Genomic DNA, 13,562 nt, shown 5'->3' with positions numbered 1-13,562 from the left:
CCAGTTAAAGGGGCAGGTCATTTTTGTGATGGCTGACATCGGCACTGTTCTCTTCCGGCACAAACGCGAGGATGACAATTCCGATCACAAACAAAATGATCAGGCTGAACACCGCAGTCGAGGATTTCCCGGTCAGCTGGGCGGTAACGGCAATGAGAAGCGGCCCCATAATCGAGGCGAATTTCCCGAAAATATTGTAGAAGCCGAAGAATTCATTTGCATGGTGTTTTGGGACGAGCTTGGCGAAATAGGAGCGGCTTAATGCTTGAATGCCGCCCTGCGAGGTGGCGACAAGCATGGCTAAGATCCAGAAATCAAGCGTCGTTTCCAGAAAATACGCATATACGCAGACAATCATATATATGACGATGCCAACGTACAGCATTGTTTTCCCCGTAAAGCGCTCCGCCAGTCTTCCGTATAAAATGGCAAACGGCGCGGCGACGACCTGAGTGACAAACAGGATGATCAGGAGACTTGTGGAACTGATACCCAAGTCTGACCCGTAGGACGTCGACATCGTAATAATGGTGCCGACCCCGTCGATATAAAAGAAATAAGCAAGCAGAAAAAGGAACAGCGCCCGGTACTGCCGGATCCGTTTCATCGTTTGCCCGAGGCGTTTAAAGCTGTTGGCTATGATGCGGGGTTCTTTTTTAATGTAATAGCGCTGATGAACGTTTTTCAGCATTGGAATGGTAAACAGCCCCCACCAAGCGGCCGTTATAAAAAAGGACAGCTGGCTTGCGGCAGACACAGACATTGGAATTGTTTCAGCTTGTGCAAGCAGGATGACGGCAATGCTGAGGATAAATGGAATCGTGCTGCCAATATAGCCTAAGCCAAAGCCGCGAGCGGAAACAAGATTCATTCGCTCTTCAGGCGTGACGTCAACGAGGAAGGCATCGTAGAAAACATTGGCGCCGGAAAAACCGACAGCCGATATGGTGTAGAACAGCAGCAAAAGCAGCCAATGTTCACTAGGAATAAAGGCAAGCGCCGCAGTGCTGGCGACACCGGCAGACACAAAGAAACCGAAAAACTTTTTTTTGCAGCCTTCATAGTCGGCGATGGTTCCTAAAATCGGGCCGAGCATGGCGAGAATAAAGGTAGAAATCGCTATCGTATAGCCTAAATAAGCAGTTGATTGAGCAGCGCTGACACCGCCTTCCGCAGCGGCTGATTTATAAAACAACGGAAATACTGCGGTTGTGACGACTATTGAATAAGCAGAGTTTGCCCAGTCATATACAACCCAGCTGTTTTCTTGTTTCGTAAAACGTTTCATCTGCAGAGCCCCTCCCCAGTAACGATACTTCTATTGTACGAGAAACCGCATAGAAAAGGATGGAACCGCCGTCAATTTTTACAAAATGTTTAGTCTATGACCGCTACAGCTGCCATTGATCATGACAGAAAACGGGTTAGGCGCTTTCGAGAAATTCGATGCTGCAAGAAAAGCTTTTATTGGTATAAAGAGCTGATGGCTTCGAATGGCGCGTCAATGAACCGATAGAAAAAATAAACAATTTATGAAAATAAATATATTTATGTAAATGATCCGAGCTCCTCGCCGATATGTATAGTATAAAATTGGAAAGGGGTTTGTATATGAAGAACAAAAAAATTGTTTCACTGCCTTTTTTGTGTACTGTGTTGCTTGTTATTTTTAGTTTAGGTATGAATTCAAATGCTGCCTCAGCGCAAAGTGTGTTAAAAGAAAAAACAATCATGGAGCAGCAGGAAAAACTGAAAAAACAAAAGGAAACTGAGGGTGCTTCATTAGATCAAGCGAAGCAAGTAAGCCTTAAAACAGACAATAAAACAGAAAAGATGAAAGTGAAGAAGCCTTCGAATGAGAATGTTTTTAAAACAAGTTCCATGTACAACTCCGATGACCAGGTTTTCAATACAACCTCTGTCCTTGATGAAAATAATCCTGATGATATGTACTTTTTCAGTACTTCGTCAGATCGAACCCTTATCACAAGAATTCTTTCAAACAACAGCGATTACCATCTGAAATTGTATGTTGTCAATTGGGATACAGGAGAAGCTCAGCCGTCTAATATAACAATGGCAGCAGGGAACTTAGTGCTTTTAAAAGAGCTTCCCGCTGGCGATTATATGATCCGGGTTTACTCTGAAGGAACGACGGGAGATTCATATAACATTCAGTTAAATGCGAAAAACCCTTCAAATTATTCAAGTGTAAAATCGGTAACGTCTAATTTACAAGCCTTTGTTGCTGAGTATGGAGACGGTTCCGTTTATGCGAATGGTACACTGCTGTACAATTCTAATACGAAAACATCTTCATTAAACTGGGAAAGAGAATATTATTTTTCCTATGGTGGCGGGTATAATCAGCGCACCCATTCCATTTCTGATGTGAAGGTTAAAAATATTTCTGACCCTGTCACTTATCGTTCGAGTTATGCAAGTTCAAGCTCAGCCATCATGGTTTACTTAGACACAGGCACGCTTTTTATGCATCATGTATCAGCTTATCAGTCCGGGGTAGGTTATGATGATTCTTTCCTTGATACGTTAGGTAAAAAAACACCGAGAAGGCTTGATGCGGATGATCAGAACTATGGGGATCATATATTAATCGTTGATCTAAAAACCGGCAAAGCGATAGACTTTTTCAGTGTATTAAATTACTACTATGCTTCAGGTGTTGAAAGCTTGCCTGTCATAAAATATATCAATTAAATGACCAAAAAAGGATTTCCGGCAGCGGAAATCCTTTTCTCATGTTAAAACGAAATAATCCCAATCAGCAGTGCCGCAATCGTCATCACAATGGTTGTTCCCACGGCCCATTTGATCGTGAATTTTTGATGGTCGCCAAAGCTGACGCCCGCCATTCCGACCAATAAATAAGTGGAAGGCACGAGAGGACTGAGCAAATGCACAGGCTGGCCCAGCAAGGAGGCTCTGCCGATTTCTGCGGCATCGATCCCGTAAGCAGCGGCGGCTTCTGTGATGATCGGCAGAACACCGAAGTAAAAGGCATCATTCGACATAAAAAAGGTAAATGGCATGCTGACGATGGCTGTAATCAAGGGCAGGTGCGGGCCCATGGCGTCAGGGATGAGTGATACGAGAGAATGCGCCATGGCGTCTACCATTTTAGTACCCGACAAAATGCCTGTGAAAATACCGGCGGCAAACACCATGGAGACAACGTTTAAGGCATTTCCTGCATGCGCTGAGATTCGCTTTTGCTGCTCTTTTACATTTGGATAGTTCACCATCAAGGCGATAGCAAATGCGATCATAAAAAGAACAGGGAGCGGGAGCAGGCTGGTGATCAAAGCGGCCATCAGCACGACAGTCAGTAGCAGGTTAAACCACTGGAGAGCGGGGCGTTTGAGCGGCGCTGTATCCGGATCGGACGCGTGCTGGTGTTCAATTGAGATGACGCCGAGCCGTTTCCGTTCTTTTTTTCCTAGAATATAGGCTACGGCAAGCACCCAGAGAATGCCGACAATCATAGCAGGAATCAACGGAGTGAAGACCTCTGACGTGTCCAATTTTAAAGAAGCCAAAACCCTTGCAGTAGGCCCTCCCCACGGAATAATATTCATGACTCCCGACCCGAGCATTGCAATTCCCGCCAACACGAGCCGGTTCATGCCGAGCCGTTTGTATAGAGGAAGCATCGCCGCAATGGTAATCATGTACGTTGTTGTCCCATCTCCGTCCAGCGAAATGGTCATCGTCAGTACCGCTGTGCCGACAGCGATTTTTAATGGATCTCCTTTGACAAGGGATAAGATTTTGGCAATGAGCGGATCGAACAAACCTGAATCAATCATGATGCCGAAATACAGGATCGCAAATAATAGCATGATGCCTGTCGGAGCGAGGCCTGTTACACCCTGAAGCATCATATCGCCCAGGTCTTTGCCGAATCCGCTGATCAGGGCAAACACAACAGGAACGACAATTAAAGCAATAAGAGCGGAAAGCCGATTTGACATAATAAGATACATGAAGACAATGATCATCACAAAACCGAGTATCGCAAGCACGATATGACCTCCCCCATTCAACAGCACAATTTTTAGTAAGCGCTTCCACATTTCAGGAAGGCTTATTTCAAATATTTATGACCTCATGTTGACAAGTAGACCTAAAAACCTAGAGAGCAGATGAGCAGTTTATATGCAGGTCGCCAAGGGTAAATGTGCTGTAGAATGTTTATTTTTTGAGATCTGGAATAGGAAAAGGGGGAGCAGACATGAGTGATGATCAAAACAAACGAGTCAATGAACACTCAAAAGACGAGCAGCTCGAACAGTACAGGGTTGATAACAGTGGAAAGAAAATGACGACAAACCAAGGCGTACGGGTGTCTGAGGACGAACATTCGTTAAAAGCCGGAGTTCGCGGCCCGACGTTGATGGAGGATTTTCACTTTCGGGAGAAGATGACCCATTTTGACCATGAGAGAATCCCTGAACGGATCGTGCATGCGCGCGGGTATGGCGTGCATGGCTTTTTTCAGGTGTATGAGCCGATGACAGAATTCACCCGGGCGAAATTTCTTCAGGACCCTTCGGTGAAGACACCGGTATTTGTCCGGTTTTCAACGGTTGCGGGCTCCAAAGGCTCCGCTGACACGGTGCGTGACGCCAGAGGATTTGCGACGAAATTTTATACGGAAGAAGGAAATTATGATCTTGTGGGAAATAACATCCCGGTGTTTTTCATTCAGGATGCGATCAAATTTCCGGATTTGGTTCACGCATTTAAGCCTGAACCTCACAATGAAATGCCTCAGGCCGCGACCGCTCATGATACGTTTTGGGACTTTGTCGCCAATAACCCTGAGTCGGCACACATGGTGATGTGGACGATGTCTGACAGAGGCATCCCCCGCAGCTACCGGATGATGGAGGGCTTTGGCGTTCACACGTTCCGGTTTGTCAATGAACAAGGAAAGGCGCGTTTCGTGAAATTCCATTGGAAGCCGGTGCTCGGCGTGCATTCTCTCGTATGGGATGAAGCGCAGAAAATTGCCGGAAAAGACCCCGACTTCCACCGCCGCGACCTGTGGGAAACAATTGAAAACGGCGGCACGGTTGAATATGAGCTAGGCGTGCAGATGATAGAGGAAGAAGATGAATTCAAATTTGATTTTGATATTCTTGATCCGACGAAGCTTTGGCCGGAAGAGCTTGTGCCGGTGAAGATCATTGGGAAAATGACGCTGAATCGCAATCAGGATAATGTATTTGCGGAAACGGAGCAAGTCGCATTCCACCCGGGAAATGTTGTGCCGGGCATCGACTTCACAAATGATCCGCTCCTGCAGGGACGGCTTTTCTCTTATACGGATACACAGCTGATCCGTCTTGGCGGCCCGAACTTCCACGAGATTCCGATTAACCGCCCGGTATGTCCGTTCCATAACAACCAGTACGACGGTTATCATCGGATGACCATCAATAAGGGGCCGGTCGCTTATCATAAAAACTCTCTGCAGAACAATGACCCGTCTCCTGCGTCAGCCGAAGAAGGCGGTTACGTCCATTATCAGGAGAAAGTAGAGGGCAGAAAAATCCGCCAGCGGAGCGACAGTTTTAATGATTATTATTCACAGGCAAAACTGTTCTGGAACAGCATGTCCCCGGTTGAGAAAAAGCACATCATCTCCGCCTTTTGCTTCGAGGTCGGGAAGGTCAAAAGCAAAGATGTGCAGCGGCAGGTCGTCGATGTCTTCAGCAACGTAGATACTGTCCTGGCAGAAGAAATCGCCAAAGGAGTAGGTGTGGCGCCGCCGGCGAAACGCAAAGCATCAAAAGAAATCCTTACCTCACCTGCATTAAGCCAAGCCCGTACAGTGAAAACAGCGTCAACGAGAAAAGTCGCGGTTCTTGCCGGCAATGGTTTTGATGAAAAAGAACTGCAAACAGTGCTGGACGCCTTAAAACAAGAAGGGATCACAGCGGATATCATCAGTCAAACGCTGGGGTACATCACAAGCGGCGCTGGGCAGCAGCTTGAGGTCGGCGGCACATTCCTGACGACAGACTCCGTTCTATATGACGCCGTCTATACCGCAGGGGGACTTGAATTAAAAGAAGATAAACAAGCGATGGCGTTTATTAGAGAAGCCTACAATCACTATAAGGCGGTCGGTGCGGCAAACGAAGGAGTTGGCCTCCTCAAATCAGCTGTCGGCGCAACAGAGGGGCCGGGAATTGTGACAGCAGAAGACGAAGAGGACTACACCGGCTTCAGCAAAGCGTTTATCGAAGCAGTTGCCGCCCACCGCCATTGGGATAGACGAATTTGATTCGCTCCTGTATCGTAGAGGAAGATACTTATGGATAAGGAGCATGACATATGAACGAAAAACAGCTCGCAGAGGCTTACGAGCGCGACGAAAATATGATGATATTAGTATTCGCCCAATGGTGTGTCAACCATGATCTTGATCCGTTGGAGCTGTATGCCAAAGCGTATCCGCAGCAAAAGCTGAATGAAAGCTTGAAAAAAACAGTGGAAGAACTGATCGTGCCGAAGAACGAGTCAGAACACATACCTGACCAGACCGTCATTGCGGTGTTAGAGATGTTTGGGAATATTGATTTGGCACAAGCGGTTCACGAAGTGATTGCTGAGCGTAAACAGTAAAAAAGAGACAGTATGTTGTCTCTTTTTTATTTGGGAAAAATCGAGCAGATCGACCTAGAAACTTCTTTTCACTTCATCGGTCTATAAAAGTGTGCGTTGCAGAAAAAAGGGAATGATAAACAAAGAAAATCAAAGGAGGAGATTGTATGAAATGGAATAAAATGATGAAATTTGCCGTAGCTGCTGCTGTCCTGCTTTTTAGTGTATTTGCATATGCGGCCCCATCTGTAAAAGCGGTTCAAGCGAAAACGCCGACTGTCAGCAGCCATACGTACAAAAAGATCAAGGAATTAAAGTATCCTCAGGTGCATCACATCGGGAATGCCGCGTTTGAAAAAAACATCAATCAAGAGCTGAAAGCCTACATTGAACAATCGTATCAAGAATACCTGAAAAACAAAAAAGCCGGTGAACAGCAGGGCTTCAAAGCGGAATATCAAACATCCTTCAGCGTCAAATATAATGCGGCGGGCAAGCTCAGCATTCAAACGCTCAATTATATCTATTCAGGCGGCGCCCATGGTTTAACGTCTGTTCAGTCCTTCAACTACGACTTGAACACACACAAGCGGGTGACACTGAATCAGATTCTGAATACCAAAACTAAAGTCAGCAAAACGAAAGATTACCTATACAGCTATATCAAAAAACATGACACGCTGTTTTTCCCTGATGTAAAGAAAGAGGATATTATCCTTAACCAAGACACAATGTTTTACTTTACGAAAAACGGGATCGCCATCGTCTTCGGCCAGTATGACTTGGGACCTTATGCAGCTGGAATCCGTGATGTACAGGTGCCTTCCTCTGTTTATTAATAATCAAAAAAGCCATATCCTTAAAAGGGATATGGCTCCATTTTTCTACCACACAAACAGACCGACAATCGCAGCACTTAGTAAAGATACCGCAATTCCGCTGACGAGCAGCTTCCACACGTTTTTCCCGATGACCGTTGACTTTTCGCCGTCAAGGATCGAGTTGTACGTTCCGTAAATCATGCCGACAGTACTGAAGTTGGCAAATGACGTCAGGAATGTCGTCGCTACCGCAACTGTGTGAGGGGGTAGTGTTTTAAGATTATTTTTCAAGTCAAGCATCGCAACAAACTCGTTCGTTGCCAATTTCATTCCCATCAGCTGAGCGACATACATCGCATCGTGTACCGGCAGCCCAAGCAGGAATGCGAACGGACTGAAGAGATAAGCAAAAATCGTCTGAATGGTCAGGCCGTGTACGAAAACACCAAGAATGCCATTGACTGCTGACGTTAACGCCACATATCCGATGACCATTGCCAAAATAACGATCACCATGTTCATGCCGACAAGCATACTGTTAGAAATTGTAGAGAAAAAGTCTTTCTTCTCTTCTTTAGGCGGTGTATAGATGATGTCTTCATCCTCCGGCACATGCACAGGGTTCAGCAGGTTTGCGATAATCAGCGCGTTTAAGCAGTTTAATGGAATGGCTGTAAACACGTATGTCGCCGGCACCATTGACAGGTAAGATCCGATAATGGAGCCGCTGATGCTGCTCATGCTCATTAAACCGAATGTGAGCAGGCGGTTGTTGTTTAATACTGTGAGCTGCTGGCGGATAACTGCCAGAGCTTCTGTATTTCCCAAAAACATCATTTGAATAGAGAAAAAGCTCTCTAATTTCGGCAAGCGGGAAGCCTTTGAGATCACCCAGCCGATTTTATCAATCAGCCATGGCAAAATGCCGAAATATGTTAAAATATCAAAGAATGTGACGATGAAAATAATTGGAAGAAGTGCGCTGAAGAAAAAGTCTACCGTTTCATTTGCCATCACAGAAGGGAAGGCAAAGGCGATCCCGTCACTGGCACAAGCAATCAGCCAAGTGAAGAAATTTCCAATTTGTCCGATGGCCCAGCTGCCAATTTTTGTCCCCAGCATAAACCACGTAATCAAAAGCTCCAGAACAATTAACGTAATGATCGGACGCCACTGGATTTTCTTTTTCTGCGGGGAGCATAGGAACACAACTGCCATAATCACAATGAGACCGACAAGGTTTAATAAAAAGTACATGATAGCAACTCCTATGAGGTTTATTATGGAAATGAAAAAAGCCCTTATTCTTCACAAATTCTGGAAGTTCAGAAAGTGTGAAAAATAAGAGCAAACAGAAAAGAACTTGTCCTTTTCAACTCGTTCAAATTTATTCAAACTTTCTTGTAGTCTAGTTTTTTACGGTTACTAGGTAGAAACAATCAGACCATATTACTGATCATATACAAGAATGTCTTTTTTCTAAGATGATAGCAGTATTTTATCCTTTCACTTTTTGAAAATCAACCTTTTTAACTATTTTCAAAATAATAAATTTATATTTCGAAGTCGAGAAAATAAAGGAAAATCATAATGGATTGCTATGCTGAAATTGTGATCAGGAGGGAAAAACGAAGCATATCATCACAGGCACGCCAATACATGCGGACCATCGGCTTTACTGTATTTCAAGACAGAATAATCAAAAGCTGATCGACTTGGACAGCAGTGATTTGAGAGATAGCCACGGGAAGGCGCTCTTTGATGAATTGTTTCAGCACATTCCCTTAATACGGAGCCGGAAGCGTTTATGTAATCAATAATGCTGGTGTACTGGCTCCATTGGGCCGATCGAACAACAAAACGGAGGAGCTGAAGAAACAGCCCGCTTATTAATTGATCTTTTAAACAGTGAGGAGTTCGGACAGCCGCCTGTCGTTGAGAATCTCGTTCCTATTCCTGGATGATTGTTGTATCATAATAGCGGGGAAACCCTCTATGCAGCAAAAAGGAGTTCTTTTTTATGATTATTCAATTCATTCGTTATAGATAATGACAGGTATAGACGACTTTCCAGACCTGGCCAAAAAGTTAGATAGGCCCAGGTTTATTTGTCTATGCCTTTTTCATTTATTTAAAAACGAATGAATGAGGTGTTTTTTGTGTCAAACATAAAGAAGCATGCTGCTTATATGAATCAATTTGTCTCTCTATTTCGATGCCCGATTTGCGATTCTTCAATGAAGGTCACATCTTGGAAAAGTTTGGTTTGTTTCAAGAGCGGGCATACGTTTGATATATCCCGGCATGGGTACGTAAATTTCCTGACAAAGCCGGTCAAAAGCAGCTATCGGGCGGGGCTTTTCGAAGCAAGAAGCCGGCTGATGGCAGAATATCACTTTTTTGCACCGCTTCATCAGGCATTAGCTGACTTGATCAGTGACCGGAAGTCTGAAAAAGAGACGTTAACCATTTTAGATTGCGGATGCGGTGAGGGGACCCACTTGAAAGCGGTTTGCGAGCTGCTTCAAGAGAAGAAAACAGTGCACGGCATTGGGATTGATATTGCCAAGGATGGCATATTACGAGCGGCAAAAAATATTGGCGGGAAGCTGTGGGCCGTAGCTGATGTAGCTAATGCGCCCTTTCAAGACCGGCAATTTGATGTCATTCTATCGATTTTCTCACCTTCAAATTATGCAGAGTTTCACAGACTGCTGAAAAAAGATGGTTTGGTTATAAAGGTTGTCCCTCAAAAGGATTACTTAACAGAACTAAGGCAGGTTTTATACGCAGATTCAGAAAGACGAACCTATTCCAATACACCTGCAATAGAGCGCTTTACCACACATTTTCAGCTCGATCATCTGATGAGGATGCGCTATACCAAAACGCTTCATCAGCAAGGCGTAGAATGGCTTCTGAACATGACACCGTTAGCCTGGTCCGCATCGGCTGAAAATATCAACCAGTTTAGAGAAATGAAATCGGCTCAGCTGACAGTTGATGTTGATATATTAATCGGAACGAAATGAGTGAAAGAGGAAAGCTCCCATAAAGAGCTTTCCTTTTGTTTTCCGCAAAAACGGAATTTTCCACTGGATTGGAATAGTTATCGCTCATTTTCCGTAAATATGGAAGAGGAAAGGCTTGAAATGGTGTTCTGGTGACTGGCACAGAACTTGCATTAGAAATGACGGAAAGGGAGGGGATATTTTGTAAACGCTTTCCTTTTCTCAGACAAGCGGAAAAGAGGGATGTTTGTGGACATTATGATTATTCTTTTGGCTTTGGGTTTGCTGATGTTTGTCGCCTATCGGGGGTTTTCTGTCATTTTGTTTGCCCCGATTTGCGCCTTATTTGCTGTGCTGCTGACAGATCCAAGCTTTGTGCTTCCTTTTTTCTCAACCATATTCATGGAGAAGATGGCAGGCTTTATTAAGCTGTACTTTCCAGTATTTCTGCTTGGCGCCATTTTCGGAAAGGCCGTCGAGATGTCCGGTTTGGCGGCTTCCATTGCGAAGACTATTGTCAGATTGGTCGGGGCGAAACGAGCGACACTCGCTATCGTATTGATGGGCGCTATTTTAACGTATAGCGGAGTCAGCCTGTTTGTTGTCGTCTTTGCTGTATACCCCTTTGCGAAAAATCTGTTTAAAGAAGCTGACATCCCGAAGCGCCTCATACCGGGAACGATTGCTCTCGGGGCTTTTACTTTTACGATGGACGCACTGCCGGGTACACCGCAAATCCAAAATGTAATTCCTACGACGTTTTTCAAAACAGACATTTATGCCGCCCCTTGGCTTGGTATGATCGGCGCGGTATTTGTGCTGGCGGCGGGTATGTTCTACTTGGAATCGAGGCGAAAAAAAGCAGAAAAAACAGGAGAAGGCTACGCCGGTTTTCGATCGGAGATTTCTGCCGCGCGTGAGCCAACTGATCTTGCCCCGGAACAAAGCTCACCGGCCTTAGAGCCTGACACAAGCAAGGTCCGGCACGCACTCGCTTTTGTTCCTCTTATTCTCGTTGGTGTGATGAACAAATGTTTCACCACGATCCTCCCCAAGTGGTATCCGAATGAATTCGATTTTTCCGCCATAGGATTGGGAGAGTTCGGGAAACTTGATATCTCCTCCGCGGTTGCCATTTGGTCAGTGGAGCTGGCCCTCCTGATCGGAATCATCGCAACCATTTTGTTTGATTGGAGAAAAGTGTTTGGACAGCTAAAGGAAGGGCTGAACGAAGGGATCGGCGGCGCCTTGCTTGCATCGATGAATACAGGCGCCGAGTATGGTTTCGGCGGCATTATTGCTGCGCTGCCGGGGTTTCATAAGCTGAGCAGCGGCATTTCACATACGTTTACAGATCCGCTTGTGAACGGAGCGGTAACGACAACAACGCTGGCAGGGATCACCGGATCGGCCTCAGGGGGAATGGGAATCGCGCTAAGCGCGATGTCTGATCAATATGTGAAAGCGATTCAGACCTACAACATACCGCCTGAAGTGATGCACCGGGTCATTTCGATGGCGTCAGGAGGCATGGATACGCTTCCGCATAATGGGGCGGTGATCACCCTGCTGGCTGTGACGGGTTTGACTCATCGCCAATCGTATCGGGATATTTTTGCGATTACTCTCATCAAAACCGCCGCCGTATTTGTGATTATCGCGATTTACAGTTTGACTGGCCTTGTATAGGACAAAACGAAAGGGGAATCAGATATGGGAAAAGTGCTGTCATCGAGTAAGGAAGCCGCGGAACTCATTCGAGAGGGGGATACACTGATCGCGGGCGGATTCGGCCTGTGCGGAATTCCCGAGCAGCTCATTCTGGCGATAAGGGATAAAGGGGTAAAAGATTTAACCGTCGTCAGCAATAATTGCGGAGTTGATGATTGGGGGCTCGGTCTGCTGCTGGCAAACAAGCAAATCAAAAAAATGATCGCTTCCTACGTCGGAGAAAACAAAATTTTTGAAAAGCAATTTTTAAGCGGAGAATTGGAAGTGGAATTGGTTCCCCAAGGGACCCTTGCTGAAAGAATTCGAGCCGGAGGAGCGGGTATACCGGGATTTTACACAGCCACAGGCGTCGGAACATCTATCGCTGTCGGGAAAGAGCATAAAACCTTTGACGGACGCACTTATGTGTTAGAAAAAGGGATTACTGGGGATGTCGCCATTGTAAAAGCATGGAAAGCGGACACCATGGGGAATTTAGTTTTTCGGAAAACGGCAAGAAATTTCAATCCGGTTGCCGCCATGGCGGGAAAGATCACAATTGCCGAGGCAGAAGAAATTGTTGAGGCGGGAGAGCTTGATCCCGACCACATCCACACGCCTGGTATTTACGTACAGCATGTTGTGCTCGGCACTCATGAAAAGCGGATTGAAAAACGAACTGTTCAGCAAGCGGAAGGAAAGGAGGCGGCACAATGAAGGAAGCCAGAAAAAGAATGGTCAAACGTGCTGTAAAGGAAATAAAAGACGGTATGAACGTCAATCTTGGGATAGGGATGCCGACACTTGTCGCAAATGAAATACCGGAGGGCGTGCATGTGATGCTTCAATCAGAAAACGGTTTGCTTGGGATCGGCCCGTATCCGCTGGAAGGAACGGAAGACCCGGATCTGATCAATGCGGGGAAAGAAACGATCACCGCCGTAACAGGCGCATCCTATTTTGACAGCGCAGAGTCCTTTGCGATGATACGAGGCGGTCATATCGACCTGGCCATCCTCGGGGGCATGGAGGTTTCTGAGCAAGGGGATTTGGCGAACTGGATGATCCCGGGGAAAATGGTGAAGGGAATGGGCGGCGCTATGGATTTGGTCAACGGGGCTAAGCGAATCGTTGTCATCATGGAGCACGTCAATAAACATGGGGAATCGAAGGTGAAAAAACAATGCTCCCTCCCGCTGACAGGACAGAAAGTCGTTCATCGGCTGATCACTGATTTAGCTGTTTTTGATTTTGATAACGGCCATATGACACTGACTGAGCTCCAGGACGGCGTCACGCTGGAAGAGGTATATGAGAAAACTGAAGCTGACTTCGCCGTAAGCCAGTCAGTCATCCGGCAAAAATCTTAAGCAGGAAGGTGTATGAC

11 protein-coding genes and 1 riboswitch are annotated in these 13,562 nt (G+C 45.8%); of the genes, 8 read left to right on the top strand and 3 right to left on the bottom strand.

The window, feature by feature from the left end:
• Positions 1 to 4: 4 nt before the first annotated feature.
• Complete coding sequence (locus tag HC660_RS19865; protein ID WP_168749148.1) at positions 5 to 1,288, bottom strand: MFS transporter; 1,284 nt, start codon at positions 1,286 to 1,288, stop codon at positions 5 to 7.
• A 323-nt stretch (positions 1,289 to 1,611) separates the two neighbouring features.
• Between HC660_RS19865 and HC660_RS19860 the strand changes: the two genes are divergently transcribed.
• Positions 1,612 to 2,718: a hypothetical protein gene (locus tag HC660_RS19860; RefSeq protein ID WP_168749146.1), complete on the top strand. Its 1,107-nt coding sequence runs from the start codon at positions 1,612 to 1,614 to the stop codon at positions 2,716 to 2,718.
• A gap of 44 nt (positions 2,719 to 2,762) precedes the next feature.
• Here the strand turns inward: HC660_RS19860 and citH are convergent, their stop codons facing one another.
• Positions 2,763 to 4,043 (bottom strand): citrate transporter CitH, encoded by a 1,281-nt coding sequence (gene citH / locus HC660_RS19855; RefSeq protein WP_168749144.1) that lies wholly within the window; start codon positions 4,041 to 4,043, stop codon positions 2,763 to 2,765.
• Between the two features lie 209 nt (positions 4,044 to 4,252).
• On the opposite strand from citH, the gene HC660_RS19850 reads away from it, so the two are divergent.
• The 3 genes from HC660_RS19850 to HC660_RS19840 all read left to right on the top strand — a co-directional run bounded on the left by HC660_RS19850 (position 4,253) and on the right by HC660_RS19840 (position 7,472).
• Positions 4,253 to 6,313, top strand: coding sequence for a catalase (locus HC660_RS19850; protein WP_168749142.1), 2,061 nt, complete (start codon positions 4,253 to 4,255; stop codon positions 6,311 to 6,313).
• A 50-nt stretch (positions 6,314 to 6,363) separates the two neighbouring features.
• Positions 6,364 to 6,654 carry a protein YxiS gene (locus HC660_RS19845; RefSeq protein WP_024123376.1) on the top strand — a complete coding sequence of 97 codons (291 nt, stop codon included), beginning with the start codon at positions 6,364 to 6,366 and terminating at the stop codon, positions 6,652 to 6,654.
• Between the two features lie 146 nt (positions 6,655 to 6,800).
• Complete coding sequence (locus HC660_RS19840) at positions 6,801 to 7,472, top strand: DUF3298 and DUF4163 domain-containing protein (protein ID WP_168749140.1); 672 nt, start codon at positions 6,801 to 6,803, stop codon at positions 7,470 to 7,472.
• Between the two features lie 45 nt (positions 7,473 to 7,517).
• Here the strand turns inward: HC660_RS19840 and HC660_RS19835 are convergent, their stop codons facing one another.
• Positions 7,518 to 8,711, bottom strand: coding sequence for a NupC/NupG family nucleoside CNT transporter (locus tag HC660_RS19835; protein ID WP_010332441.1), 1,194 nt, complete (start codon positions 8,709 to 8,711; stop codon positions 7,518 to 7,520).
• A 127-nt stretch (positions 8,712 to 8,838) separates the two neighbouring features.
• Positions 8,839 to 8,940: riboswitch (purine riboswitch) on the bottom strand.
• 703 nt (positions 8,941 to 9,643) lie between these two features.
• Here HC660_RS19835 and HC660_RS19830 point away from each other — a divergent pair.
• The 4 genes from HC660_RS19830 (at position 9,644) to HC660_RS19815 (ending at position 13,545) form a co-directional block, all read left to right on the top strand.
• Positions 9,644 to 10,486, top strand: a complete 843-nt coding sequence (locus tag HC660_RS19830) for a methyltransferase domain-containing protein (protein WP_211090777.1) — start codon at positions 9,644 to 9,646, stop codon at positions 10,484 to 10,486.
• Between the two features lie 228 nt (positions 10,487 to 10,714).
• Positions 10,715 to 12,154: a GntP family permease gene (locus HC660_RS19825; RefSeq protein WP_168749136.1), complete on the top strand. Its 1,440-nt coding sequence runs from the start codon at positions 10,715 to 10,717 to the stop codon at positions 12,152 to 12,154.
• A 24-nt stretch (positions 12,155 to 12,178) separates the two neighbouring features.
• Entirely contained in the window at positions 12,179 to 12,892 is a 714-nt protein-coding gene (locus HC660_RS19820; RefSeq protein WP_168749134.1) for a CoA transferase subunit A, read from the top strand.
• On the top strand, positions 12,889 to 13,545 hold the full coding sequence (locus tag HC660_RS19815; protein ID WP_024123370.1) for a CoA transferase subunit B: 657 nt from the start codon (positions 12,889 to 12,891) through the stop codon (positions 13,543 to 13,545). Before HC660_RS19820 ends, HC660_RS19815 begins: the two co-directional genes overlap by 4 nt.
• Positions 13,546 to 13,562 lie beyond the last annotated feature (17 nt).

Origin of the sequence: Bacillus mojavensis (genome assembly GCF_012648005.1) — a bacterium.
GTDB lineage: Bacteria > Bacillota > Bacilli > Bacillales > Bacillaceae > Bacillus > Bacillus mojavensis.
The sequence above is the reverse complement of the archived record's forward strand: the minus strand, read 5'-3'. Positions and strand labels throughout refer to the sequence as shown.

What these genes read in the sequence shown, in the direction of transcription:
- HC660_RS19845 (WP_024123376.1), top strand. Translation starts at nt 6,364, where the DNA reads ATGAACGAAAAACAGCTCGCAGAGGCTTACGAGCGCGACGAAAATATG.
- HC660_RS19830 (WP_211090777.1), top strand. Translation starts at nt 9,644, where the DNA reads ATGAATCAATTTGTCTCTCTATTTCGATGCCCGATTTGCGATTCTTCA.
- HC660_RS19815 (WP_024123370.1), top strand. Translation starts at nt 12,889, where the DNA reads ATGAAGGAAGCCAGAAAAAGAATGGTCAAACGTGCTGTAAAGGAAATA.
- HC660_RS19865 (WP_168749148.1), bottom strand. Translation starts at nt 1,288, where the DNA reads ATGAAACGTTTTACGAAACAAGAAAACAGCTGGGTTGTATATGACTGG.
- HC660_RS19840 (WP_168749140.1), top strand. Translation starts at nt 6,801, where the DNA reads ATGAAATGGAATAAAATGATGAAATTTGCCGTAGCTGCTGCTGTCCTG.
- HC660_RS19820 (WP_168749134.1), top strand. Translation starts at nt 12,179, where the DNA reads ATGGGAAAAGTGCTGTCATCGAGTAAGGAAGCCGCGGAACTCATTCGA.
- HC660_RS19860 (WP_168749146.1), top strand. Translation starts at nt 1,612, where the DNA reads ATGAAGAACAAAAAAATTGTTTCACTGCCTTTTTTGTGTACTGTGTTG.
- HC660_RS19850 (WP_168749142.1), top strand. Translation starts at nt 4,253, where the DNA reads ATGAGTGATGATCAAAACAAACGAGTCAATGAACACTCAAAAGACGAG.
- HC660_RS19835 (WP_010332441.1), bottom strand. Translation starts at nt 8,711, where the DNA reads ATGTACTTTTTATTAAACCTTGTCGGTCTCATTGTGATTATGGCAGTT.